Below are 26,755 nucleotides of genomic sequence, written 5' to 3' on the forward strand. Positions count from 1 at the left end.
TAATCAGGCAAACTTCTTCTGGACTTCAGCCGACACGTTCGCCGGCGCTTCGGCGTAGTGATCGAACTGCATGGTGAAGGTCGCGCGACCCTGGCTCATCGAGCGCAGGTTGTTCACGTAACCGAACATGTTCATGAGCGGCACCATCGCGTTGATGACGTTGGCGTTGCCGCGCATGTCTTGGCCCTGGATCTGACCGCGCCGGGAGTTCAGGTCGCCGATGACGGAGCCGGTGTAGTCTTCCGGCGTCACCACCTCGACCTTCATGATCGGCTCGAGCAGAACGGACTTGCCCATCTGCAGCGCCTCGCGGAAGCAGGCGCGCGTAGCGATTTCGAAGGCCAGCGCCGACGAGTCGACGTCGTGATACTTGCCGTCGATGAGCTGCACCTTGACGTCGACCACCGGGAAGCCGGCGACCACGCCCGAGCCCAGCACGCTCTCGAGACCCTTCTCGACGCCGGGGATATATTCCTTCGGCACCGCACCACCGACGATCTTCGATTCGAACTCGTAGCCCTTGCCGGCCTCGTTCGGCTCGACGATCAGCGTCACGGCCGCGAACTGGCCGGTACCGCCGGTCTGCTTCTTGTGGGTGTAGCTGTGCTCGACCCGCTTGGTCACGCGCTCACGGAACGCCACCTGCGGCGCGCCGATGTTGGCGTCGACCTTGTAGGTACGCTTCAGGATGTCGACCTTGATGTCGAGATGCAGTTCGCCCATGCCCTTCAGGATGGTCTGGCCGGACTCGTGGTCGGTCGTCACCCGGAACGACGGATCTTCCGCCGCGAGCTTCGCGAGCGCGACACCGAGCTTTTCCTGGTCGGCCTTCGACTTCGGCTCGATCGCGATCTCGATCACCGGGTCCGGGAATTCCATCTTCTCCAGGATCACCGGATGGTTCGGATCGCACAGCGTATCACCGGTGCGCGCTTCCTTCAGGCCAGCCAACGCAACGATGTCGCCGGCATAGGCTTCCTTGATGTCCTCGCGGTTGTTCGCGTGCATCAACAGCATGCGGCCGATGCGTTCCTTCTTCTCGCGGGTCGAGTTGATCACGCCGGTGCCGCTCTGCAGGATACCCGAATAGATGCGGCAGAAGGTGATGGTCCCGACGAAGGGGTCATCCATGATCTTGAACGCCAGGAGCGCGAGCGGCTCCTTGTCGTCAGCCTTGCGCACGACTTCGTTGCCCTTGTCGTCGGTGCCCTTGATCGCGGGCACGTCGAGCGGCGACGGCAGATAGTCGACGACGGCGTCGAGCAGCGGCTGCACACCCTTGTTCTTGAACGCGGACCCGCACAGCACCGGATAGAACGCGCCGGTCAGCACGGCCTTGCGGATCAGCCTCTTCAGCGTCGCCTCGTCCGGCTCCTTGCCGTCGAGATAGGCGGCCATGGCGTCGTCGTCGAGCTCGACGGCGGCTTCCACCATCTTCTCGCGGTATTCCTTGGCCTGGTCGGCGAGGTCAGCAGGAATGTCGACATAGTCGAACTTGGCGCCGAGCGACTCGTCGTTCCAGATGATGCCCTTCATCTTCACGAGGTCGACGAGACCCTTGAAGTTGTTCTCGGCGCCGATCGGAAGCTGGATCGCGATCGGCTTGGCACCGAGGCGATCAACGATGTCGGACAGGCACTTGAAGAAGTCGGCACCGGTCTTGTCCATCTTGTTGGCGAAGACGATGCGCGGAACTTTGTACTTGTCACCCTGGCGCCAGACGGTCTCGGTCTGCGGCTCGACACCCTGGTTGGAGTCGAGCACGCATACAGCACCGTCGAGCACGCGCAGCGAACGCTCGACTTCGATGGTGAAGTCGACGTGGCCGGGAGTATCGATGATGTTCAGGCGCTTGCCGTTCCAGAACGCGGTGGTCGCAGCGGAGGTGATGGTGATGCCACGCTCCTGCTCCTGCTCCATCCAGTCCATCGTCGCGGCACCTTCGTGCACTTCGCCGATCTTGTGGCTCTTGCCGGTGTAGTAGAGGATACGCTCGGTCGTCGTGGTCTTGCCGGCGTCGATATGCGCCATGATACCGAAGTTGCGATAGTCCTCGATGGCATGTTGGCGTGGCATGGGGCTGTTCCTTAAATTCCGTAGTTCGCCTTACCAGCGATAATGCGAGAAGGCGCGGTTGGCTTCCGCCATCCGGTGCACGTCTTCGCGCTTCTTGACGGCGTTCCCCCGGTTGTTCGACGCGTCGAGCAGCTCGGCCGAGAGCCGCTCCGTCATGGTCTTCTCATTGCGCTCGCGCGCGGCCGAGATCAGCCAGCGGATGCCGAGCGCCTGCCGGCGCACCGAGCGGACTTCCACCGGCACCTGATAGGTCGCGCCACCGACGCGGCGGGAACGCACCTCGATGGTCGGCATGACGTTCTCGAGCGCCTGCTCGAACACGCCGAGCGGGTTCTGCTTGGTCTTGGTCTCGATCATGGAAAGCGCGCCGTAAACGATGTTTTCGGCGACCGACTTCTTGCCGGCGTACATGACCGAGTTCATGAACTTGGTGATGACGATGTTTCCGAACTTGGGGTCCGGAAGCACTTCACGCTTTTCTGCAGAGTGACGACGCGACATCTTGCCTGTTCCCGCTTATTTCGGACGCTTGGCGCCGTACTTCGAACGGCGCTGCTTACGGTTCTTGACGCCCTGGGTATCCAGCACGCCGCGGAGGATGTGGTAGCGCACGCCCGGCAAGTCCTTGACGCGGCCGCCGCGGATCATGACCACCGAGTGCTCCTGAAGGTTATGGCCTTCGCCCGGGATGTAACCGATCACCTCGAACCCGTTGGTCAAACGCACCTTGGCGACCTTGCGAAGCGCCGAGTTCGGCTTCTTCGGGGTCGTCGTGTAGACGCGCGTGCATACGCCGCGCTTCTGCGGCGACTGCTGCAGCGCCGGCACCTTCTTGCGCGACTTCTGCACTTCCCGTGGATTTGCGATCAGTTGGTTGATCGTCGGCATGTCAGCCTTCACCCTTCAAGTTCGCGCGGAACCTCACCGGCCCCGCAAATTCTTCTCGGGAACGAGCCGCCCGTCCGGCCGCCTCACACGAAAACCGTTCGCGCAAAACGAAATCACGCCTACCACTCACTGCTGAGCGGAAAGCGCTTCGACGCCACAGAGGACCGCGATCACGACCGATCAGCGTTCGCTGTTCAGCCCAGAACCGAGGTCATGCATCCGAGTTTACCCTCAAGAGACGGCGCTCAAGAGAACAAAAATCGTCCTGGCATTGCCTAGCTATCATCGACAGCGTTTGAGCGGCATTCGTCGAGGTTGGTGCCCGCCTCAGTCCGAATAGGCCTGAAGGGGTGTTCCGTTCCGACGCTGGCGTAGCTCACCGCCTGTCGTTAAGTGCGCGCCTTGTATAAGCGGTAGATAGTGAAGTCAAGCAAAACGACAATACGAGAAACGCCTCTGCCGCATAGAGATTTGGCACTTTCGCGCGGTTAACGCGAATGAAAATCGCAAAGCTTGGCCTCCCGCTCCTTGCGCGAGTCGGCCGATCATTTTTATCCGGACAAAAATAATCTGACGCGGCTCTCGCCCGGCTCCTACCCAAAGATATCGCGCAAAATATGCCTTTATTTGCCATTGCGGCGCGAAGAACGAGCTTGGCGACCCGGGATTTCCCCATGCCCGACCGAGTGCAGCCTTGAGCGATTCGCACCGCCCCGCCGGGACGGCATCCGGTCAACGGCCGACTTCGGCCTTTGGCGGCGAGCGCAAGGCGGCGCTTGCTTCCTTTTCTGGCTTGGCCGAGGTGCCCTGCGCCACCTTGGCGGCGGAGGATGCCGGACGACGCTGCCGGAAGCGGTGCCGCAGACGCCTCAGGAAATGGTAGCCGAGCAGCCGGCCCGCCTCCATCCGGTAACCCAGCGATTTCGGTCCGCCGACATCGAAGAGCATGTCGAGCATGGTGTGGCGGCCGGCCCATAGCTGGGCCATGAAACTGTCTTCGGCGGCGCAGGAATCGATTGCCTCGATCTCCGGCTGCGCGAGTAGCTGATCCGTCACCTTGTCGACGAGCAGATGCCCGGGTGAGTATCGCGCAAACCGGGCGTTGTATGCGGTCTTCCAGGTATAGGCGGTCGAGCCGCAATACATCAGCACCTGTGCCGCGGCCACCTCGCCGTTCACCTGCAGCAACGCGACCGAGCAGGCCTGCCGATCCGCCAGACTCCGCACCAACTGTCTGGTGAAGGCGGCATCACGGACATCCGATAGCAAGGCCGTGCCTCGCTCGCCCTTCCAACTTGCCTTCTCCATCGCCAGAAATGTCTCGAATGCCTGACAGACCGCGCCGGGCGACCGGTCGTTCACGACATCGACGGCGCCAAGCGCCGACAATCTGTTCCAGTCCTGACGCAGTTTTTTCCGCGTCGAGCCGCTACGCTTCACACCGAATTCTTTCGTCACGAAAGGTCGGCTGCTCCTTGCAGCGATCAACGGTTCGATCCCGCGCGCGGCCAGCCATCTCGATAGGGCCGCATAGCTCGGGCAATCCGCGTCGAATGACGTCAGGCTGAGGACATCGGGCATCAGCGGGTCTTGTTCGATGGCGGCGAGAAACGCGGCAATGACCTGATCGACGAGAGCCGGATCGACGACGGGGCTGGAGAGGAAAGCGTAGCGGTAGGGCAGCGCTTCCGATACCCTCGGCCAAAGCGGCACGGCCTGCCGCACCTGCAATGCCCAGACACCTACGAGCCTGCGCTGCGAAGCGCCCTGCTCCCAGGCCAGCAGCACCCGTATCTTGGCGAAGTCGGTCGCAGCGACCGCCGTAAGCGCGGCCGGATTCATGAAGACGTTCGACGACGCATGACGCACGAGTCCGTCCCATTGCGGGGCGATGTCCAGTCTGGGTGAATCAATCGTTACCGTGATCATCGAAATTCGTGCTCTTCAATCGTGCCCGATCGTGTTTGCGGGACATTGCTTTTCAATTAAGCCGCCGCGGCCTGACTTGATTGTGAAGCGCCAGTTCAGGGTTCCTTTGCCATTCTCGGCCATGCATGGTGCCTTGCGAATCAAAGGCAAGGCCCATGCGTTACACGGATGTTGCCATCATCGGCGGCGGGCTCGCCGGTTCGACCGCCGCGGCGATGCTCGGACGCGCGGGCATCTCGGCGTGCCTGATCGACCCGCATATGAGCTACCCGCCTGAGCTGCGCTGCGAGAAACTCGGCGGAGACCAACTCGAACTCTTGCGCAGGACCGGTCTTGCCGAACAGACGCTGCGCGCCACGACCCTGGATGGCCAAGTGTGGGAGGCGCGGTTCGGCTATGTCGTCGCGAAGAAGCCCAGCGATCAGCATGGCATCCTCTATGACACGCTGGTCAACACCATGCGCGGGCAGATTCCCGGCAATGTCGAGATCATCCATGCCAAGGCCTACGCCGTTTCGAACAGCGCCGACCGGCAGAAGATCGTGCTGTCGAACAACGAGGACATCTCGGCACGGCTCATCGTGCTCGCCAATGGCCTGAATACCGGCTTGCGCCACACGCTCGGCATGCAGCGCCGCATCATCAGCGCGTGCCACTCGATCACGCTGGGCTTCGATGTCGTGCCGGCCGGTCGCGGGGCGTTCGATTTTCCAGCGCTGACCTATTGGCCGGGGCGGCCGAGCGCACGCATGGCCTATCTTTCGCTGTTTCCGATCGGCGGAACGATGCGCGCCAATCTCATGGTCTACCGCGACATGACCGACCCGTGGCTGCAGCAGTTCAGGCAGGCGCCGGAAGCAACCATGCTCGCCACGATGCCCGGGCTTTCCCGCATGACCGGAGGCTTGATTGTTTCCGGGCCGATCAAGATCAGGCCCGCCGACCTCTACGTCACCGACGGATATTTGCAGCCCGGCATCGTCCTGGTCGGCGACGCCTTCTCGACCTCCTGCCCCGCCGGCGGCACCGGTACCGACAAGGTCTTCACCGATGTCGAGCGGCTGTGCAACGTCCACATCCCGGCGTGGCTTTCAAGCGACGGCATGGATGTCGAGAAGATCCAGGCGTTCTACGACGATCCGGTCAAGCAGGCCTGCGAGGCACGATCGCTTGCCAAGGCTTACCACCTTCGCTCGCTGTCGATCGACCATGGCCTGACCTGGCGCGCCGGACGTTGGGGCCGTTTCGTGGTCCGCTTCGCGCAAGGCGTCCGCTACTCCGCCGCCGGCGCGTTTCGCCCGGCGCGGCAAAGCCGGATCGCGACGTCAAGCTGAGGGTCACTCCTCGTCGTCGTCCTCATCATCGTCGCCTTCATTGCCGTCGTCGGCCTGCACGACGGCGTTGTGCGCTACGTAGCCCTGATCGTCCCAGAGCTTGCGGTAGACGCCGCCCGCCGCGAGCAGCTCGGCATGCGTGCCGCGTTCGATCGCCTTGCCGCCGGAGATCACGATGATCTCGTCCATCTCGACCACCGACGTCAGCCGGTGCGTCGACCAGATCATGGTGCGGCCCTCGGCCACCTTGAACAGCGTGCGGTTGATCGCGGCCTCCGTGGTCTGGTCGAGGGCGGAGGTGGCTTCGTCGAGCAGCAGCACGGACGGATTGCGGATGATGGCGCGCGCGATCGCGATGCGCTGGCGCTGGCCGCCTGACAGCGTGTCGCCGCGCTCGCCGACCACGGTGTCGTATTTCTGCGGCAGGCTCATGATGAAGCGATGGATCTCGGCCTTGCGCGCGGCGTCCACGACTTCCTCGTCGCTCGCGCCTTCCTTGCCGAGACGGATGTTCTCCCGGATCGACATGTTGAACAGCATGTTTTCCTGGAACACGACCGCCATGCTCCGCCTGAGCGATTCGCGCGTCACCTTGCGGATATCGACGCCGTCGATGGTGACCCGGCCCTCGTCGGGCACGTAAAGCCGCAGGATCAGATTGAGCAGCGTGCTCTTGCCGGAGCCGGAGGGGCCGACGATCGCGATGCGCTGGCCGACCTTGAGCTTGAGGCTGAAATTGTCCAGCACCGGCGCCTGGCTGCCCTCGTACTGGAAGGTCACGCGCTCGAAGGTGATGTCGTTGGAGATGCGCGGCAGGTCCGGCGCACCCGGCCGGTCGGCGCCGCGCGTCGGCTCGTCCAGGAGTTCCTGGATGTGACGCACCGCCGCCGCCGACTGGATCGACACCGGGATGAAGTGCATCAGGTGCGCGATGTTGTAGGACACTTCCCAGAACGCGCTCTCGAAGGTGACGAAGGTCCCGATGGTGATCTGGCCCTTGGTGGCGAGGTAGGCGCCGATCGCGAGCACCACGAGGTGCAGCAGCAGTACCGCGATGGTGACGGTGCGCTCCACCATGGTCGACAGGAACATGGCGGAGGCCGCCTTCAGCCGCACGTCATTGTTGCGCATCGTGAACCAGCCGAGCGCGCGGCGCTGCAGGTTGAACGCCTTCACCACGGCCTGGGCTGCGACATTCTCCTGCACAGTGCCGAGCAGCGCGGCCTCGTTCAGCTTCTGCTCGTAATTGGCCTGCACCGCCTTCGGGGTCAGGATCCGCGGCCCGATCAGGGTGATCGGAAACACCAATAGCGCGACCGCGGCGAGCTGCCAGCTCAGGAACAGCATCAGGATGATGCCGGCGATCAGCTCCAGGAACGGCAAGGCGGCGCTGTTGGCGAAGCTCCTGACCGAGCCTTCGAAGGCCGAAAGGTCGATCGAGAAGCGCGACAGGATCTCGCCGCGCTTGGTGCGGGCGAAATAGGCCGACGGCAGGTTCTGGACGTGCTCGAACAGCCTGGTCCGCACGTCGGAAATGATGCAGGCGACAAGCCGCGCGTCCCAGCGTTCGTACCAGACCGCGATGATGGAGGTGATGATCCCGGCGGCGGCGAGCACGCCGAGTATCTTGTAGAGTGCCTGGAAGTCTTCCTCGCCGAGCGCATCGTCGATCAGGAACTTCAGGCTGAGCGGCATGATGACGTTGAACAACGTCTCGACCACGACGCCGAAGCTGACAAAGACCAGCATCCGCTTGTAGTTGGCAAGATATGGCTTGACGAAGCCGTAGAACGTAGCGAGCGCGCCGGCGGCTTCCTTGGCGGTGAAGACGACGAGGTCCTCGTCCTCATCATCGTCATCGAGCTCGACGTCGTTCTCGTCGTCGGCTTCGTCGTCATCATCGGGAGCCGGTGATGTCGACGAAGGCTTCGCGCCGGGAGCGGACGCAGCGGGATCGGCATTCACCCCGAGCTTCTTTTTCAGCTCGAGTTCATCCGTCGCAACGGGATTATGACCGTCAGATGAAGGGGGCTTCGGTGCCATGAACCCAACCGATACCGTACGGCCGGCATGACCGCAAATCGAGAGCGACGGCGCGATACGCGCTATGCCAACGATTCTATGCGATCAGGCAGGATTGGCAAAGCAATTGAACCGGCTGGTTACACCGGTCAATCCCTAAGTCAATCCTCGTCCTCGACCTTGTCGAAGAACGAATAACGCAGGGCGTCGGAATCGCCGTACCAGTGGCCGGGCCCCTTGTTGGCGGCGCGCGCCGCGGTCCACAGCGCCTCGGTGCAGTTGCGATGGTGGGCGGCGAGATCAAAACCATTGCCGAAGAACAGTTCCGACCATTCCCACCAGGTGGCGAGCTTCTTCACGCCACGCAACAGATCGTAGCGGTCGATCAGGCCGGGCGCGAGGTCCGAGGTCACCGAGCCGAACACCAGGCCGGTCCTGACCACGCGATGGAGTTCGCGCGCCGCGCGCGCCACCTGCCTTCCGCCGAGATGGCAGAGGCTGGTCTCGAACACGAAGTCGAATTCGTTATCCTCGAACGGCAGATCGACGACCGAGCCGAGCTTGTTGTACTCTTTCAGCTCCTTCGGCGTCTTGCCGTGGATGAAGCGGTTGTTCTCGACGCCCCAGGCATCGACCCCGCGCTCGCGCAGCGCGCCGACCAGTTCGCCGCTCGCCGAGCCTGCCACCAGCAGCTTGTAGCCCTTCGCCTTGCCCCAGACGATCTCGATCATTTCCATCAGGAGCGCAGGATCGGTGAAGTGGCACCAGGCCTCGCTGTACGGACCAAGCCCGCGATAATTCTCGAAGTACTCGCGGTCGATCTTGTCCGACAGCAGGCCCGCGGCCTGCGCGCGGGCGCGGCGCAGCCGGATCATCTCGGTCAGGATGATGTCGGTCGCGGCATCGGAGGAATCGAGCAGGCCGTTCAGCGTGGAATCGAACAGATAATCGCCGACAACGACGATGCCGGGATGCTCCTTCGGCTCGGGACGATGGTTGGTCATGACGTCGCGCGCCGGCAGCCCGCCGGGCAGCGCGTTCACCGAGCTCAGCCAGCGGTGGATCTTGCCCTCGAGGAAATGCTCGCGCGCATTGCCGAAGGAGGCCGGCAACGATTTCAGCGCAGCGTCGATCAGTTCCTGGTCGCTGAGATTGGCAAAAGCCAGCGCGTCCGAACCCGCGATCAGCCAGTTCAGGACGCCGTGCCTGCCGACATCGTGGCGCGAGCCTTCGTTGTAGACGCAGCAGCCGCCGAACGCATCCGACATGAACCAGGACCCCGGAATCTTCTCGCCCCAGAACGGCTCGTCGAACAGGATCGAGACGCGCAAATAGTGCGCCGGCCGGTCGAAATAGGCGACGTGCTTGACCATCGACTGCCGCAATTCCTCGCCGTCCCAACCAAGCGTGGCGAGCCAGGAATGCGGCAGGCAGACCAGCACGAGGTCGAAGTCACGCGTCTCCGGCCCCTTCCCGTTCATCATATTGAGACGGTAGCGGCCATTGCCGGCCTTGCCGACTTTCAGCACCCGGTGATTGAGCTGGATGTCGGCATCGACTTCCGAGCGCAGGCATTCGATCAACTGCTCGTTGCCGTTCTGGATCGAGTACAGGCCGATATAGCCGTCGATATCCATCACGAAATTCTTGAGCGCATTGAGCCCGTTGGTGTTGTGGCTCTCGGTCGCGATGTCGGAGCGCGCCATCACCTTGAAGAAGCGCTTGGCGGTCGGATCCTCGACCTCCTCGTCGAGCAGTTGCTCGCAGGTCTTGTGGGCCCAGGGATGCTCGTTGTCGTGCGCGCCGACGCCTTCATAATATTCGACCGGCGAGATCATCTCGGTGCAGCGCTTGCGGAACGCTTCGATCGCGTCGGCGGTCTTTGCTCCGTATTTGCGGCGCATGCCCGGCACGTCATTTAGGAGTTCGCCGTCGAGCTGGACCTGCTCGGCATCCATCGGAATGGTCTGCAGGCCGAAATGCTGGATCAGCTCGCGCAGCGGATCGGGGCCGGTCATCGAATAATCGTAGATCTCGGCGACGCCGGCCTCGTAGGTGGCGGGCGCGGAATCGAATTTGCGGGTAACGATCTTGCCACCGAGCCGGTCCGACGCCTCGAAAATGGTGACGCGGCAGAGCTCCCCGAGCTTCCGCTTCAGGTACCAGGCGCTCATCAGCCCGCCCGGGCCGCCCCCAACGATTGCAAGATCAAGCATGTGGATTCCGTGTCTTCCGGGCGGACGAAGCACCCGGCCCCAGCCGCTTTAGCAGAAGCGCTTTTCTGTCTGAAGGAAAGATGAACAAAGCAGGTTCCTGCAGCGCAGCAGAAAAGGAAGCAGTAAAAAGGCCGGCAAAAAGCCGGCCTTTTCGTGAGCACCGTAGTATTGCGGGGTGTTACTCCGCGGGCGGCAGCGCCAGCGGCTCCGCTTCGGGCGCGGACGGCACGATCGCCGCCTGCTTCTCGCGCTCGTCGAGGATCAGCTTGTCGCGCTTCATGGCGACTTCGCGGATCCGCGCCATCGAGGCGCCCGTGCCCGCCGGGATCAGCCGGCCGACAATGACGTTCTCCTTCAGGCCTTCCAGCGGGTCGACCTTGCCGTTGACGGCGGCTTCGGTGAGCACGCGGGTCGTCTCCTGGAACGACGCCGCCGAGAAGAACGAGCGGGTCTGCAGGCTCGCCTTGGTGATGCCGAGCAGCACCGGCGTTCCGGTCGCGGGCTTCTTGCCCTCTTCCTTGGCCTTGGTGTTGAGCGCGTCGAACTCGATCTTGTCGACCTGCTCGCCGGCGATCATGTCGGTGTCGCCCTGATCGGTGACCTCCACCTTCTGCAGCATCTGACGGACAATCACCTCGATGTGCTTGTCGTTGATGAGCACGCCCTGCAGCCGGTAGACCTCCTGGATCTCGTTGACCAAATAGGCAGCGAGCTCCTCGATGCCCTTGATCGCCAGGATGTCGTGCGGCGCCGGATTGCCTTCGACGATGAAGTCGCCCTTTTCGACGACGTCGCCGTCCTGAAGGTGGATGTGCTTGCCCTTCGGGATCAGGTACTCGCGCGGCTCCTCGGTCTTGTCAGCCGGCTCGATCGAGATGCGACGCTTGTTCTTGTAGTCGCGGCCGAAGCGGATGGTGCCCGCCACTTCCGCGATGATCGCCGCATCCTTCGGCTTGCGCGCCTCGAACAGTTCCGCCACGCGCGGCAGACCGCCGGTGATGTCGCGGGTCTTGGCGCTCTCGGTCGAGATACGCGCCAGGATGTCGCCGGGCTTGACCTGCGCACCGACGTCGACCGACAGGATCGCATCGACCGACAGCATGTAGCGGGCATCGCCGCCACGGGCCAGCTTCATCACCTTGCCGTCCTTGCCCTTGACCACGATGGCCGGGCGCAGATCCGCGCCGCCGCGCGACGACCGCCAATCGATGACGACGCGCTTGGCGATACCGGTGGACTCGTCCAGCGTCTCCGAGATCGACTGGCCCTCGACCAGGTCCTCGAACCCGATCGTACCCTCGACTTCGGTCAGCACCGGACGGGTGTACGGATCCCACTCGGCGATGCGCTGGCCACGCTTGACCATGTCGCCCTCGTCGACATGCATGCGCGAGCCGTACTGGATGCGGTGCGTCGCACGCTCGGTGCCGTCGGCATCGACGATCGCAACCACCATGTTGCGGACCATCGCGATCAGGTGGCCTTCGCTGTTGCGGGCGATGGACTTGTTCCGGATCACGATCTTGCCGTCGAAGTTCGACTCCACGAACGACTGCTCGTTGATCTGCGCCGCGCCGCCGATGTGGAACGTGCGCATCGTCAACTGCGTGCCCGGCTCGCCGATCGACTGCGCCGCGATCACGCCGACCGCCTCGCCGTGGTTGACCGGCGTACCGCGGGCGAGATCGCGCCCGTAGCACTTGCCGCAGATGCCGTTGATCAGTTCGCAGGTCAGCGCCGAGCGGATCTTCACCTCCTGGATGCCAGCCTGGTGGATGGCGTCCACATGGGCCTCTTCCATCAGCGTGCCGCGCTTAACCAGGATCTCGTTGCTCGCGGGATCGCGCACGTCATCGCAGGCCACGCGGCCCAGGATGCGCGAGCCGAGCGAGGCAACCACCGTGCCGGCATCGACGATGGCGCGCATCTTGATGCCGAGATGGGTGCCGCAATCATCCTGCGTGATGATGCAGTCCTGCGCCACGTCGACCAGGCGGCGGGTCAGGTAACCGGAGTTCGCGGTCTTCAACGCGGTGTCCGCGAGGCCCTTGCGGGCGCCGTGGGTCGAGTTGAAGTATTCGAGCACCGAGAGGCCTTCCTTGAAGTTGGAAATGATCGGCGTCTCGATGATCTCTCCCGACGGCTTCGCCATCAGGCCGCGCATGCCGGCGAGCTGACGCATCTGCGCCGGCGAACCGCGCGCACCGGAATGCGCCATCATGTAGATCGAGTTGATGTCGGCATCGGCTCCGCTCGCCGTCTTCTTGGTCGCGGAGATCTCCTTCATCATCGCCTTGGCGACTTCCTCGCCCGCCTTCGACCAGGCGTCGACGACCTTGTTGTACTTCTCGCCATGGGTGATCAGGCCGTCATTGTACTGCTGCTCGAAATCCTTCGCCAGCGTACGGGTCTGGTCGACGATCTTCCACTTCGACGCCGGCACGACCATGTCGTCCTTGCCGAACGAGATGCCGGCCTTGAAGGCGTTGTAGAAACCGAGCGCCATGATGCGGTCGCAGAAGATCACGGTCTCCTTCTGGCCGCAGTGCCGGTAGACCTGGTCGATCACGCCGGAGATCTCGCGCTTGGTCATCAGCTTGTTGATGATGTCGTACGAGATCCTCGCATGCTTCGGCAGCAGGTTGCCGAGCATGACGCGGCCCGCGGTGGTTTCGATCCAGCGCTTGCTCTTCTTGCCTTCCTCGTCGGTGCCCTCCCACCGGTACTTGATCTTGGTGTGGAGGTGGATGACCTTCGAATGCAGGGCATGCTCGAGCTCGGCCATGTCGCCGAATACCTTGCCCTCGCCGGGCAGGCCTTCGCGCATGATCGAGACGTAGTAGAGGCCGAGCACGATGTCCTGCGACGGCACGATGATCGGCTGGCCGTTCGCGGGGTGCAGGATGTTGTTGGTCGACATCATCAGGACGCGCGCTTCCAACTGCGCTTCGAGCGACAGCGGAACGTGCACGGCCATCTGGTCGCCGTCGAAGTCGGCGTTGAACGCGGCGCAGACCAGCGGGTGAAGCTGGATCGCCTTGCCTTCGATCAGCACCGGCTCGAACGCCTGGATGCCCAGGCGATGCAGCGTCGGCGCGCGGTTGAGCAGCACCGGATGCTCGCGGATCACCTCGTCCAGGATATCCCAGACTTCGGGCCGCTCCTTCTCGACCAGCTTCTTCGCCTGCTTCACGGTCGTCGACAGGCCCTTGGCGTCAAGCCGCGAATAGATGAACGGCTTGAACAGCTCGAGCGCCATCTTCTTCGGCAGGCCGCACTGGTGCAGGCGCAGCTCGGGACCGACCACGATCACCGAACGGCCGGAATAGTCGACGCGCTTGCCGAGCAGGTTCTGGCGGAAGCGGCCCTGCTTGCCCTTGAGCATGTCGGCGAGCGACTTCAGCGGACGCTTGTTGGCGCCCGTGATGACGCGGCCGCGGCGGCCGTTGTCGAACAGCGCGTCGACGGCCTCCTGCAGCATGCGCTTCTCGTTGCGGATGATGATGTCGGGCGCGCGCAGCTCCATCAGCCGCTTCAAGCGGTTGTTGCGGTTGATGACGCGACGGTAGAGGTCGTTGAGGTCGGACGTCGCGAAGCGGCCGCCATCGAGCGGCACCAGCGGGCGCAGGTCCGGCGGAATCACCGGGATGACCGTCATGATCATCCATTCCGGCTTGTTGCCGGAGACGCGGAAGGCCTCGACGATCTTCAGCCGCTTGGCGAGCTTCTTGTGCTTGATGTCGGAGTCGGTCTCCTGCATCTCGGCACGCAGCGAGGTCTCGAGCTTCTCAAGCTCCAGACCCTTCAGCAGCTCGCGGATCGCCTCGGCGCCGATCATGGCGGTGAAGCTGTCCTGGCCGTATTCGTCCTGCGCCTTCAGATACTCGTCTTCCGAGAGGAGCTGACGGTCCTTGAGCGCGGTGAGGCCCGGCTCGAGCACGACGTAGTACTCGAAGTAAAGGATCCGCTCGAGATCCTTCAGCGTCATGTCGAGCAGCAGGCCGATCCGCGACGGCAGCGACTTCAGGAACCAGATGTGGGCAACGGGAGCTGCGAGCTCGATATGACCCATGCGCTCGCGCCGGACGCGCGACAGCGTAACCTCGACCGAGCACTTTTCGCAGATGATGCCCTTGTACTTCATCCGCTTGTACTTGCCGCACAAGCACTCGTAGTCCTTGATCGGCCCGAAGATGCGGGCGCAGAACAGCCCGTCCCGCTCCGGCTTGAAGGTGCGGTAGTTGATGGTCTCCGGCTTCTTGATCTCGCCGTAGGACCAGGACAGAATCTTCTCCGGAGACGCGATCGAAATCCGGATCTGGTCGAAGACCTGGGCCGGCGTCGTCGGATTGAAAAGATTCATAATCTCTTGGTTCATGGTCTTCTCCGTCTGCTGACTTTCGTCAGCCCATGCATCCCTTTTCTGTCATGCCCCGCGAAGGCGGGGCATCCAGTAGTCACCGCTGCCGCGGGTTACTGGATCGTCCGCCGAAGCTTGTCATCGGGCTGGCCTTTGACCGGACCCGTTGGCGGACGATGACGGCGGCGAAGGCGGCGGCGTCGCCGCCCTCACGAAATTTACTCGGCGGCTTCCGACGTCGGCGCCGGCCCCATCTTGGAATTGTGCAGGTCGACGTTGAGGCCGAGCGAGCGCATTTCCTTGACAAGCACGTTGAACGACTCGGGGATACCAGCCTCGAACGTGTCGTCGCCGCGCACGATCGCCTCGTACACCTTTGTACGGCCGGCGACGTCGTCCGACTTCACGGTCAGCATCTCCTGCAGCGTATAGGCCGCGCCGTAGGCTTCCAGCGCCCACACCTCCATTTCGCCGAAGCGCTGGCCGCCGAACTGCGCCTTGCCGCCCAGCGGCTGCTGGGTGACCAGCGAGTACGGGCCGATCGAGCGGGCGTGGATCTTGTCATCCACCAGATGGTGCAGCTTCAGCATGTAGATGTAGCCCACCGTCACCTTGCGATCGAAGGGATCGCCGGTGCGGCCGTCATAGACGGTCGACTGGCCGGAGGCGTCGAAGCCGGCAAGCTTCAGCATCTCCTCGATGTCGGCCTCCTTGGCGCCGTCGAACACCGGGGTTGCGATCGGCACGCCGTGGCTCAGGTTGCGGCCGAGCTCAATCAGCTCGTTGTCGTTCAGCGAGCGGATGGTTTCATCGTCGCCATAGATCCTCTTCAGGGTCTCGCGCAGCGGCTTGAGATCCTGCTTCTGATAATAGGCGTCGATGGTCTGGCCGATGCGCCTGCCGAGGCCGGCGCAGGCCCAGCCGAGATGCGTCTCGAGGATCTGACCGACGTTCATGCGCGAGGGCACGCCGAGCGGGTTCAGCACGATATCCGCATGCGTACCGTCCTCGAGGAACGGCATGTCCTCGATCGGCACGATCTTGGACACCACGCCCTTGTTGCCGTGGCGGCCGGCCATCTTGTCGCCGGGTTGGATCTTGCGCTTCACCGCGACGAAGACCTTGACCATCTTCATCACACCGGGCGGAAGCTCGTCGCCGCGCTGCAGCTTTTCGACCTTGTCGAGGAAGCGCTGCTCGAGCCCCTTCTTCGACTCGTCGTATTGCTTACGCATCGCCTCGATCTCGGCCATCAGCTTGTCGTTGGGCGAGGCGAACAGCCACCACTGGGACTTCGGATACTCGTCGAGCACCGCACGGGTGATCTTGGTGTCCTTCTTGAAGCCCTTCGGACCGGAGATGCCCTGGCGGTTCTCCAGGAGCTCGGCGAGACGGCTGTAGACGTTGCGGTCGAGGATCGCCTGCTCGTCGTCGCGGTCCTTGGCGAGACGCTCGATCTCCTCCCGCTCGATCGCCAGCGCACGCTCGTCCTTGTCGACGCCGTGGCGGTTGAACACGCGGACTTCCACGATCGTGCCCTGCACGCCCGGGGGCACGCGGAGCGAGGTGTCGCGGACGTCGGAGGCCTTTTCGCCGAAGATGGCGCGGAGCAGCTTCTCTTCCGGCGTCATCGGGCTTTCGCCCTTCGGCGTGATCTTGCCGACCAGGATGTCGCCGGCGCGGACTTCCGCGCCGATATAGACGATGCCGGCTTCGTCGAGGTTCTTCAGCGCCTCTTCCGAAACGTTCGGAATGTCGCGCGTGATTTCCTCAGGACCCAGCTTGGTGTCGCGGGCCATCACCTCGAATTCCTCGATGTGGATCGAGGTGAAGACGTCGTCCTTCACGATCCGCTCGGAGAGCAGGATCGAGTCTTCGAAGTTGTAGCCGTTCCACGGCATGAACGCGACCAGCACGTTGCGGCCGAGCGCGAGCTCGCCGAGATCGGTCGAGGGACCGTCAGCGATGATGTCGCCCTTCTTGACGCTGTCGCCGACCTTCACCAGCGGACGCTGGTTGATGCAGGTCGACTGGTTGGAGCGCTGGTACTTCATCAGCCGGTAGATATCGACGCCCGACTTGGTCGGATCGAGATCCTCGGTGGCGCGGATGACGACGCGGGTGGCGTCGATCTGGTCGACCACGCCGGAGCGGCGGGCCGCGATCGCAGCACCCGAGTCGCGGGCAACCACACCTTCCATGCCGGTGCCGACGAACGGCGCCTCGGCGCGAACCAGCGGCACCGCCTGGCGCTGCATGTTCGAGCCCATCAGCGCGCGGTTGGCGTCGTCGTTCTCGAGGAACGGGATCAGCGCGGCTGCGACCGAAACGAGCTGCTTCGGCGACACGTCCATGTAGTCGACCTTGTCAGGGGCCACCGGCATCACTTCGCCGGCGTGACGGCAGACCACGAGGTCCTCGGTGAAGCGGCCCTTCGGATCGAGCGGCACGTTGGCCTGCGCGACGCGGTAACGCCCCTCCTCCATCGCCGACAGGTACACCACCTCATCGGTGACGCGGCCGTCCTTGATCTTGCGGTAGGGCGTCTCGACGAAGCCGTACTTGTTCACGCGCGCGAACGTCGCGAGCGAGTTGATCAGGCCGATGTTCGGACCTTCCGGCGTCTCGATCGGGCAGATACGGCCGTAATGCGTCGGGTGCACGTCGCGCACCTCGAAGCCGGCGCGCTCGCGGGTCAGACCGCCCGGGCCAAGCGCCGACAGACGCCGCTTGTGGGTGATCTCCGAGAGCGGGTTGGTCTGGTCCATGAACTGCGAGAGCTGCGAGGAGCCGAAGAATTCGCGCACGGCAGCGGCCGCAGGTTTCGCGTTGATCAGGTCCTGCGGCATGACGGTGTCGATATCGACGCTCGACATGCGCTCCTTGATCGCGCGCTCCATGCGGAGCAGGCCGATGCGGTACTGGTTCTCCATGAGCTCGCCGACCGAGCGCACACGGCGGTTGCCGAGATGGTCGATGTCGTCGATCTCGCCCTTGCCATCGCGCAGGTCGACCAGAGTCTTGATGACCGCGAGGATATCTTCCTTGCGTAGCGTGCGATGGGTGTCGGGCGCATCGAGCTCGAGGCGCATGTTCATCTTGACGCGGCCGACCGCGGAGAGGTCGTAGCGCTCGGAATCGAAGAACAGCGACTGGAACATGGCCTGCGCCGAATCCAGCGTCGGAGGCTCGCCCGGACGCATCACGCGGTAGATGTCGAACAGCGCGTCCTCGCGCGTCATGTTCTTGTCCGCCGACAGGGTGTTGCGGATGTAGGCGCCGACGTTGACGTGGTCGATGTCGAGCAGCGGCAGCTCCTTGTAGCCCTGCTCGTTGAGCGACTTCAGGAGCTTCTCGGTGATCTCCTCACCGGCCTCGGCATAGATCTCGCCGGTCTTCGGATTGACAAGGTCCTCGGCGAGGTAGTTGCCGACCAGTTCCTCATCCGACAGACGCAACGCCTTGAGGCCCTTCTCCTGGAGCAGGCGGGCCTGGCGAACGGTGAGCTTCTTGCCGGCTTCGAGCACAACCTTGCCGGTGTCGGCGTCGATCAGGTCGTTGACCGTGGAATAGCCGCGGAAACGGTTGGCGTCGAACGGCACGCGCCAGCCGTCCTTGGTGCGCTTGTAGTTGATCTTCTTGTAGAAGGTCGAAAGGATCTGCTCGCCGTCGAGACCGAGCGCGTACATCAGCGAGGTCACGGGAATCTTGCGGCGGCGGTCGATGCGCGCGAACACGATGTCCTTGGCGTCGAACTCGATGTCGAGCCAGGAGCCGCGATAGGGAATCACACGCGCTGCGAACAGGAGCTTGCCCGAGGAATGGGTCTTGCCCTTGTCGTGGTCGAAGAACACGCCCGGCGAACGGTGCATCTGGGAGACGATGACGCGCTCGGTGCCATTGACGACGAAGGTGCCGTTCATGGTCATGAGCGGGATGTCGCCCATGTAGACGTCCTGCTCCTTGATGTCCTTGACCGACTTGGCGCCGGTCTCCTCGTCGATATCGAACACGATGAGGCGCAGCGTCACCTTGAGCGGCGCAGCGAAGGTCATGCCGCGCTGGCGGCACTCGTCGACGTCGTATTTCGGCGGCTCGAACTCGTAGCGTACGAACTCCAGCATCGAGGTGCCGGAGAAGTCGGAGATCGGGAACACCGAACGGAACACGGCCTGCAGGCCTTCGTCCGGCCGCCCGCCGTGGGGCTCGTCGACCATCAGAAACTGGTCATAGGACGCCTTCTGAACCTCAATGAGGTTCGGCATCTCCGCGACTTCCTTGATGTGACCGAAGAACTTGCGTACGCGTTTGCGACCGGTGAATGTCTGCTGCGCCATCGTGGCCTCTCATTTTCGCCGCCCTTTTGAGGCGAACCTTCCGGAGCGCGACTGCCACCGCGTCCGGGTTGAATTTCGATTCGTCTGGAAGGAACAAGGGCCAAATTCAGGAACTAAATCCTCAACTCGTTCTTGTGACCTTCAAAACGCAAAAGGACGCGCGGGGCGCTTGGCGCACCCGCCCGTCAAAACTCGTCGCTTCACGGACTGAAAAAGCCCGAAATCTGCCTGTCTCCCAACGGCTCGCGTCGAGAGCCCTGCCGCCCCCGCCGCCAACCGTGTTTTCCGCTGCCACCCCGATATGGGACGGCGATCATGGAGATTCGAGGGTTAAACCCACGAATCCCCACACTTTTTTGTGTACCATGCGTAGCGCGACAACCCGTCGCACATCTTTTGCATGGCCTGCCCCGGATCGCGCGCGGCTGCGCCTCGCCCTGCCCGAGACTGGATCCCGGGTCCGCTGCGCTCGCCCGGGATCTTCGCTCAGCAACCCTCGGGTTACTTGAGCTCGACCTTCGCGCCAGCCTTCTCGAGCTGGGCCTTGATCTTGTCGGCTTCTTCCTTGTTGACGCCTTCCTTCAGCGGCTTCGGAGCGCCTTCGACGAGGTCCTTGGCTTCCTTCAGGCCCAGGCCGGTGATGGCGCGGACTTCCTTGATGACCTCGATCTTCTTGTCGCCGGCAGCAGCCAGGACAACGGTGAAATCGGTCTTCTCTTCAGCCGGAGCGGCAGCACCGCCACCAGCAGCAGCCGGACCGGCCACCGCCACGGCGGCAGCGGCGGACACGCCCCACTTCTCTTCCAGGAGCTTTGCGAGTTCGGCCGCTTCGAGCACGGTGAGGCTCGAGAGGTCGTCGACGATTTTCTGCAAGTCAGCCATTGATCTGTTTCCTTAAACGTTTGGTTCGAACCAGGGTTTGAGTTTTGCGAAGGGCGTCAGGCCGCTTCGCCCTTTGAGGCATGAGCCTGAATGACGCGCGCGAGCTTGGCCGCGGGCGCATTGGAGAGCTGGGCGAGCTTGGTCGCCGGGGCCACGATGAGGCCGACGAGCTTGCCGCGCAGTTCGTCCAGCGACGGCAGCGAGGCAAGCGCCTTGACGCCATCGACATTCAGGACGGTTTTACCCATCGAGCCGCCGAGGATGACGAACTTCTCGTTCGCCTTGGCGAAATCGATGGCAACCTTTGGCGCCGCAACCGGATCGTTGGAGGTAGCGATCACGGTCGGCCCCTTCAGGAGGGTGCCGATGGCAGCGACGTCCGTGCCTTCAAGAGCAATTTTGGCGAGACGGTTCTTCGAGACCTTCACCGACGCGCCCGCCTGCTTCATCTGCTTGCGCAGGGTCTGCATCTGGGCGACGGTCAGGCCGGAATAGTGAGCAACGATCGCAACGCTCGTGGTCTTGAAGACCTCGTTGAGCTGTTCGACCGCCTCTTTCTTTGCCGCTCGTTCCACAGCAAGCTCTCTCCGGTTGGCGGTCTTTCGCTTGCGCGGGACCGCCGGGTTGCACCCATCGTCCCACCCAAACCTGATGCCTCGGGACCGAAGTCCGAGGGACACGCCGAGCAAGACGACATTCTTGAAGCCTGCCCTCCCGTCGGCCTTTCGGCCGCGGGCTGTCGAGGTTCGAACCAAACTGGCTTCCCGTAAGGCCGCTTAAGGCTCCGCGCGAAGCAAATCCGGTTTTCACCCGTCTATGCAGGCCATGCGATTAAGCCGTTGAAAAACCGAAGTTTGTCGCGGGCGCCTGCAGTCTCGGACAGGATCGAGGCTAACGGCGAAGCCGAAGCCCCTGCCCTCATTCCAACCGGGCCGACGGGTTCGCTTCCTTTCGAGCAATCCAACTGGATGCCTGGAAGGAAAACTCTCCTATCGAGCCAAGTTTTCGGAATGCGAGCACGGGCGTGCCAGCGACCGCCAGCACGCCCGGAGACGGTTATTTAGCGGCTCGGCCCTCGCTTGCCAAGAGCAAAATTCGGGCCGCGCGCAGATCAGGTGAGCCGAACCTGGTAAGGCAGCGGTTTGCCGGCGAAAAACGCCTCAAGATTGGCCAGCACGCAGTCCTGCATCGCGACATGCGATTCCAGGGTGTGACCCCCGATATGGGGCGTCAGCACGACGTTCGGCAGCGCGGTGAGCGCGTCCGGCGCATGCGGTTCGGTCGCGTAGACGTCGAGGCCGGCGCCGGCGATGGTCTGGTCCGAAAGCGCCGCGACCACCGCCGCTTCGTCAATGACGGAGCCACGGGAGATGTTGACGACGAAACCGTCGCTGCCGAGCCGGCGCAGGATGTCGGCATTGACGGCGCGGTTGTTGTCCGGCCCCGCTCGCACTGCAACCATCAGGACGCTGCACCAGTCGACGAGCGCCTCTAGGCTCGAAAAATACTGATACGGCACGTCGTGGCGGCTGCGGCTGAAATAGCCGACCTCGGTCTCGAAGGCAGCGACGCGCGCGGCGATCTTGCGGCCGATCTCACCCATGCCGTAGACGCCGACCTTGCGGCCGCGCATGCCCGCCTGCGGCCGCATCATCGGCGACGGTTTTGCTCCCGCCCAATCGCCGCTCCGCACATAATTGTCGGCGACCGGCAGCCGGCGGACCGCGGCCAGCATCAGCGTCACGGCGATGTCGGCCACCGAGGCCGCATTCGCGCCGGGGCTGTTGCCGACCGCGATGTTACGCTTGGCCGCGGCGGCAAGGTCGATGCCGTCATAGCCGGTGCCGTAGCAGATGATCGCGCCAAGCTTGGGCATCATGTCCATGGCCTCGGCGCCGAGCCGTCCGCTGCCACCGGCGGTGATGAGCGCCCGGATGTTGGCGAGTTCCTCGGCCGAGAACACCTCGTTCGGCCGCTTGCCGGCGGCGTTCAACAGCTCATAGCGATCGCCGAAGCGCTGGAGCTGGGCCTTGGGAAAGCGCGAATAGATCAGGACCTTATCGGGCATTGTTGTTCTTTCCTGCAAAGCTACGCCACGCCGTAAAGCAAAGGGCGGAACCGGCTGCCCGATCCCGCCCTCTTTATACGTATACGCCCTGCCGGCGATTAGCCGAGCAGCGTGCCCGGCTCGACTTTCACGCCCGGCCCCATGGTCGACGAGACCGCCACGCGCTGGACGTAGGTGCCCTTGGCGCCGGCCGGCTTGGCCTTGACCACGGCATCCGCGAGCGCCTTGATATTCTCGACCAGCTTGTCCTCGGAGAACGAGGCCTTGCCGACGCCGGCCTGGATGATACCGGCCTTCTCGACGCGGAACTCGACCGAGCCGCCCTTGGCGCCCTTCACGGCGCCGGTGACGTCCATGGTCACGGTGCCGATCTTCGGGTTCGGCATCATGCCGCGCGGACCGAGCACCTTACCGAGGCGGCCGACCAGCGGCATCATGTCTGGGGTCGCGATGCAGCGGTCGAAGTCGATATTGCCGGCCTGCACCTTCTCGACCAGGTCCTCGGCACCGACGACGTCGGCGCCCGCCGCCTTGGCCTCATCCGCCTTGGCGCCGCGGGCGAACACGCCGACGCGGAGCGTGCGGCCGGTACCGTTCGGCAGCATCACCACGCCGCGCACCATCTGGTCGGCATGACGCGGGTCGACGCCGAGATTGATCGCGACCTCGATGGTCTCGTCGAACTTCGACTTGGCCCGCTCCTTGACCAGCTTAATGGCGTCCGCGAGCGGATAAAGCTTTTCGCGGTCAATACCTTCGCGGGCCTTCTTCAAACGCTTTCCGATTGCCATGGCGCCTTACCCCGCAACTTCCAGACCCATCGAACGGGCGGAGCCCTCGACCATCTTCATGGCCGCTTCGACGGTATCGCAATTGAGATCCTTCATCTTCTTCTCGGCGATCTCGCGCACCTGCGCTTTGGTCACCTGGCCGGCCTTGTCGCGGCCCGGCGCCTTGGAGCCGGACTGGATCTTGGCGGCCTGCTTCAAGAAGTAAGACATCGGCGGCGTCTTCATCTCGAAGGTGAAGGAGCGGTCCGCGTAGATCGTGATGATCACCGGGATCGGGGTGTTCTTCTCTTCCTTCTGCGTCTGGGCGTTGAACGCCTTGCAGAATTCCATGATGTTGAGACCGCGCTGACCAAGCGCGGGGCCGATCGGCGGCGACGGGTTCGCCGCACCGGCCGGGACCTGAAGCTTCAGGTATCCGGTCACTTTCTTTGCCATGTATCACTCCTGTTGTGCCGGACACTGCCCGGCGGGTTCAGGTTCCGTGGTTCGGACCCGGAGCGGCTGGCGACCGCACCCGTCCTCCCACGTCCTCTTCAGATCAGACCTTCTCGACCTGACCGAATTCCAGCTCGACCGGGGTGGCACGGCCGAAGATCGAGACCGCGACCTTCACGCGCGAGCGCGCCTCGTCGATTTCTTCCACCACGCCCGAGAACGAGGCGAACGGCCCGTCGGCCACCCGCACATTCTCGCCGATCTCGAACGACACCGAGGCCTTCGGCCGTTCCACACCCTCCTGCACCTGGTGCAGGATCCGCATGGCCTCGGCTTCCGAAATCGGCATCGGCTTGTTTTCCGCGCCCAGGAAGCCCGTCACCTTCGGAGTATTCTTGATCAGGTGGAAGGCCTCGTCGGTGAGCTTCATCTTCACCAGCACGTAGCCGGGGAAGAACTTGCGCTCGGCATCGATCTTGCGGCCGCGGCGCACCTCGGTGACCTTCTCGGTCGGCACCAGCACCTGCTCGAACAGTTCCTCCAGCCCGCGCTGCTTGGCCTGTTCGCGGATCGACTCCGCGACTTTCTTCTCGAAGTTCGAGTAGGCGTGGACGATGTACCAGCGCTTGTCCGTCGATTGCGTCAGAGTGCTCATCAGTGGATGCCCAGGATGAGGGTAACAAGATAGCGGATAATCTGGTCCGCGGCGAAGAAGAAGATCGACGCCAGCGCGACCATCACGAACACCATGATCGTGGTGATCGTCGTCTCACGGCGGGTCGGCCAGGTGACCTTGGCGGTCTCCGAGCGCACTTCCTGCAGGAATTTGAACGGGCTGAAAGCCATTCTTCTTAGGTCCGCGTCCGTCGTCAGACGATTCAAGTGTTTCAGGAATCCGAACAGTCCTTGAGCGCCCAGCCCTCTCGCGAAGGATGAGCCGGTCAACAGGCTCGATTGTTCGGGGGATTTAAAGCCGCGCCGGATATCCGCCTTTTAAACGCGGGCCGGCTGCAGGTGGCGGGTATGTACTGCGGGAGCGGTGAAAGGTCAAGATATCGGCACCGCTGGCAGGAGTGGAGAGGCTCGAACTCCCAACCCCCGGTTTTGGAGACCGGTGCTCTACCAATTGAGCTACACTCCTAAGGAACCGAAGCGTCGCCGCCGGTTCGCGCCGTTTGAAGCACAGGGCATGCCCCGAATGCAAGGGTGAAGCGGTAAACGCCCTGTTCAAGATCGCACTTCTCGGCCAGACTTCGCCCGATCGCCGCGACAACAAGAAGCAACGGGAGAGACCATGACCGCGCAAACCGCCACCAGGCCGACATCCGCCCCGCAGACGCCACCCCTGCCCTCCGCCAAGCCGGAGCAGCTTGGTCTCTCCAGCGTCCGGCTGCAGCGGATGTCCGACACCTTCAAGCGCGAGGTCGACAAGGGAACCATCCCCGGCGCCACCGTCCTTGTGGCCCGCCGCGGCCAGATCGGCTGGTTCGACACCATCGGCCGGCAGGGCCCCGAGGGGACGCCGATGGCGCATGACACCATCTTCCGCATCTTCTCGATGACCAAGCCGATCGTCTCGGTCGGCATCATGATGCTGCTGGAGGACGGCCATTTCCTGCTCAGCGATCCCGTCGCGAAATTCATCCCGGAATTCGCCGAGACCAAGGTCGGCGTCGAGAGTGGCGGCAAGCTCGAGCTGGTGCCGGCCAATCGCCAGATGACGATCCAGGACCTGCTCCGCCACACGTCTGGTCTGACATATGACCACACCGGCAACGGCCTGGTGCAGCAGCTCTACCAGCAATCGCGGCTGCGCAGCCGCAAGATCACCAATGCCGAGCACGCGACCTTGCTCGCCAGCATGCCGCTGATCTGCCAGCCCGGCGCCGAGTTCAACTACAGCCGCTCCACCGACATCCTTGGCCGCATCATCGAAGTCGTCAGCGGCAAGACGCTCGGCACCTTCCTGACCGAACGCATCCTGGCGCCGCTGCAGATGACCGAGACCGGCTTCTACACCGGCGAACAGAATGCAACCCGGCTCGCCGAGGCGTTCGCGACCGATCCGTGGAACGGCGAGAAAGTGCAGCTCTTCAACATGCTGGAGCAGCCGGCGATGGAATCCGGCGGCGGCGGGCTGGTCTCGACCACGATGGACTACGCCCGCTTCGCACAGATGCTGCTGAGTGGCGGCACGCTCGACGGCAACCGGATCATCGGCCGCAAGACGCTGCAACTGATGGCCGCCAACCATCTCGGTCCCGAGGTCAAGATCCAGGGTACGCTTGTCCCGCCCGGCCACGGCTTCGGCCTCGGCTTTGCGGTGCGCACGCATCAGGGCATCGCGCCATTTCCGGGCTCGGTCGGCCAGTTCTTCTGGAGCGGTGTCGCCGGCACCTTCTTCTGGATCGATCCGAGCGAGGACCTGTTCGCGGTGTTCATGTCGCAGGGCCCGGGCCAGCGCGACTACACCCGCACGCTGGTGCGGAACGGGGTGTACGCGGCGCTGGAGTAACGTACCACTCACCGTCATGCCCCGCGAAGGCGGGGCATCCAGTAAACGCCGACGCCGATCGAAATCGAGAAGCCGGTGAGTACTGGATCGCCCGCCTGCGCGGGCGATGACGGTTGAGCGTGTGTCATGTGCCTCAACTGATCGTCGCGCCGCCGTCGATCGCGACCGTCTGGCCGGTCATGAAGTCGCCGGCCTTCGAGCCCATCAGCACCGCACAGCCTGCGATCTCGTCGGGGATGCCGATGCGCTGCAAGGGCGAGCGCGCGGTCGAGGCCTTCAGGTTCTCGGGATTGTCCCACAGCGCCTTGGCAAAGTCGGTCTTGATCAGGCCGGGCGCGATGCAGTTCACGCGGATATTGTGCTTGCCGTATTCGCAGGCGAGGTTGCGCGCGAGCTGCATGTCGGCGGCCTTCGAGATCGCGTAGGCGCCGAGGATGGTCGAGCCCTTCAGCCCGCCGATCGACGAGACGATGATGATCGAGCCGTCCTTGCGCTCGATCATCTGCGGCACCACCATCGAGATCAGCCAATTGTTGGCGACGATGTTGTTCTCGAGGATCTTGCGGAACTGATCGTCCGAGATACCGGCCAGCGGCCCGTAATAGGGATTCGACGCCGCGTTGCAGACCAGCACATCGATCTTGCCGAAGGCGCGGTTGCTTTCGTCGACGAGGTTCTGAAGATTCTCCTTGCTCGAGATGTTCGCCGCGATCGCAACCGCGGTGCCCTTGCCGAACTTGTCGTTGATCTCCTTCGCCACCTGGTCGCAGACATCGGCCTTGCGTGAGGAGATCACCACCTTGGCGCCATGCTCGGCCATGCGCTCGGCAATAGCGCGGCCGATCCCGCGCGTCGAGCCGGTGATGACGGCCACTTTTCCCTTCATGTCGAACAAGCTCATG

The 26,755-nt window shown here is 63.4% G+C and carries 18 protein-coding genes and 1 tRNA gene; 2 read left to right on the forward strand and 17 right to left on the reverse strand.

Translation table 11 applies throughout. The features are described 5' to 3' along the window. Positions 1-3: 3 nt before the first annotated feature. The 4 genes from fusA to ACVJGD_RS10945 form a co-directional block, all read right to left on the reverse strand. Positions 4-2,076 (reverse strand): elongation factor G, encoded by a 2,073-nt coding sequence (gene fusA, locus ACVJGD_RS10930; protein ID WP_456634348.1) that lies wholly within the window; start codon positions 2,074-2,076, stop codon positions 4-6. Positions 2,077-2,106: 30 nt separating this feature from the next. Further along, positions 2,107-2,577 carry a 30S ribosomal protein S7 gene (gene rpsG, locus ACVJGD_RS10935; RefSeq protein WP_456634349.1) on the reverse strand — a complete coding sequence of 157 codons (471 nt, stop codon included), beginning with the start codon at positions 2,575-2,577 and terminating at the stop codon, positions 2,107-2,109. 15 nt (positions 2,578-2,592) lie between these two features. Further along, positions 2,593-2,964 carry a 30S ribosomal protein S12 gene (gene rpsL, locus ACVJGD_RS10940; RefSeq protein WP_006611834.1) on the reverse strand — a complete coding sequence of 124 codons (372 nt, stop codon included), beginning with the start codon at positions 2,962-2,964 and terminating at the stop codon, positions 2,593-2,595. Between the two features lie 732 nt (positions 2,965-3,696). Further along, positions 3,697-4,893 carry a GNAT family N-acetyltransferase gene (locus ACVJGD_RS10945; RefSeq protein ID WP_456634350.1) on the reverse strand — a complete coding sequence of 399 codons (1,197 nt, stop codon included), beginning with the start codon at positions 4,891-4,893 and terminating at the stop codon, positions 3,697-3,699. A gap of 155 nt (positions 4,894-5,048) precedes the next feature. Here ACVJGD_RS10945 and ACVJGD_RS10950 point away from each other — a divergent pair, with 155 nt between their 5' ends. After that, positions 5,049-6,227: an FAD-dependent oxidoreductase gene (locus ACVJGD_RS10950; RefSeq protein WP_456634351.1), complete on the forward strand. Its 1,179-nt coding sequence runs from the start codon at positions 5,049-5,051 to the stop codon at positions 6,225-6,227. Between the two features lie 3 nt (positions 6,228-6,230). Here the strand turns inward: ACVJGD_RS10950 and ACVJGD_RS10955 are convergent, their stop codons facing one another. The 12 genes from ACVJGD_RS10955 to ACVJGD_RS11010 all read right to left on the reverse strand — a co-directional run bounded on the left by ACVJGD_RS10955 (position 6,231) and on the right by ACVJGD_RS11010 (position 24,479). Then, on the reverse strand, positions 6,231-8,270 hold the full coding sequence (locus tag ACVJGD_RS10955; protein ID WP_456634352.1) for an ABC transporter ATP-binding protein: 2,040 nt from the start codon (positions 8,268-8,270) through the stop codon (positions 6,231-6,233). A 140-nt stretch (positions 8,271-8,410) separates the two neighbouring features. Continuing rightward, entirely contained in the window at positions 8,411-10,465 is a 2,055-nt protein-coding gene (locus ACVJGD_RS10960; protein WP_456634353.1) for an FAD-dependent oxidoreductase, read from the reverse strand. Positions 10,466-10,643: 178 nt separating this feature from the next. Next, a complete protein-coding gene (gene rpoC, locus ACVJGD_RS10965) occupies positions 10,644-14,843 on the reverse strand; it encodes a DNA-directed RNA polymerase subunit beta' (protein ID WP_456634354.1) in 4,200 nt (1,399 codons plus the stop codon). A 200-nt stretch (positions 14,844-15,043) separates the two neighbouring features. Further along, positions 15,044-19,162 (reverse strand): DNA-directed RNA polymerase subunit beta, encoded by a 4,119-nt coding sequence (rpoB, locus tag ACVJGD_RS10970; protein WP_456634355.1) that lies wholly within the window; start codon positions 19,160-19,162, stop codon positions 15,044-15,046. Between the two features lie 501 nt (positions 19,163-19,663). Further along, positions 19,664-20,044, reverse strand: coding sequence for a 50S ribosomal protein L7/L12 (gene rplL / locus ACVJGD_RS10975; protein WP_225119889.1), 381 nt, complete (start codon positions 20,042-20,044; stop codon positions 19,664-19,666). A gap of 56 nt (positions 20,045-20,100) precedes the next feature. Beyond that, entirely contained in the window at positions 20,101-20,619 is a 519-nt protein-coding gene (gene rplJ, locus ACVJGD_RS10980) for a 50S ribosomal protein L10 (protein WP_456634356.1), read from the reverse strand. Between the two features lie 536 nt (positions 20,620-21,155). Continuing rightward, positions 21,156-22,112, reverse strand: coding sequence for a 2-hydroxyacid dehydrogenase (locus ACVJGD_RS10985; RefSeq protein ID WP_456634357.1), 957 nt, complete (start codon positions 22,110-22,112; stop codon positions 21,156-21,158). Positions 22,113-22,210: 98 nt separating this feature from the next. Beyond that, complete coding sequence (rplA, locus tag ACVJGD_RS10990; RefSeq protein ID WP_456634358.1) at positions 22,211-22,903, reverse strand: 50S ribosomal protein L1; 693 nt, start codon at positions 22,901-22,903, stop codon at positions 22,211-22,213. Positions 22,904-22,909: 6 nt separating this feature from the next. Next, complete coding sequence (gene rplK, locus ACVJGD_RS10995; protein ID WP_027583240.1) at positions 22,910-23,338, reverse strand: 50S ribosomal protein L11; 429 nt, start codon at positions 23,336-23,338, stop codon at positions 22,910-22,912. Between the two features lie 103 nt (positions 23,339-23,441). After that, entirely contained in the window at positions 23,442-23,993 is a 552-nt protein-coding gene (gene nusG / locus ACVJGD_RS11000) for a transcription termination/antitermination protein NusG (RefSeq protein WP_454627095.1), read from the reverse strand. Next, positions 23,993-24,184: a preprotein translocase subunit SecE gene (secE, locus tag ACVJGD_RS11005; protein WP_456634359.1), complete on the reverse strand. Its 192-nt coding sequence runs from the start codon at positions 24,182-24,184 to the stop codon at positions 23,993-23,995. Before secE ends, nusG begins: the two co-directional genes overlap by 1 nt. Before the next feature lie 219 nt (positions 24,185-24,403). Next, positions 24,404-24,479, reverse strand: a tRNA-Trp gene (locus ACVJGD_RS11010). Positions 24,480-24,632: 153 nt separating this feature from the next. Between ACVJGD_RS11010 and ACVJGD_RS11015 the strand changes: the two genes are divergently transcribed. Next, positions 24,633-25,853, forward strand: coding sequence for a serine hydrolase domain-containing protein (locus ACVJGD_RS11015; RefSeq protein WP_456634360.1), 1,221 nt, complete (start codon positions 24,633-24,635; stop codon positions 25,851-25,853). Positions 25,854-25,986: 133 nt separating this feature from the next. Here the strand turns inward: ACVJGD_RS11015 and ACVJGD_RS11020 are convergent, their stop codons facing one another. Next, complete coding sequence (locus tag ACVJGD_RS11020) at positions 25,987-26,754, reverse strand: SDR family NAD(P)-dependent oxidoreductase (RefSeq protein WP_456634361.1); 768 nt, start codon at positions 26,752-26,754, stop codon at positions 25,987-25,989. Position 26,755: the final 1 nt, after the last annotated feature.

Source organism: Bradyrhizobium sp. USDA 10063, assembly GCF_054063735.1.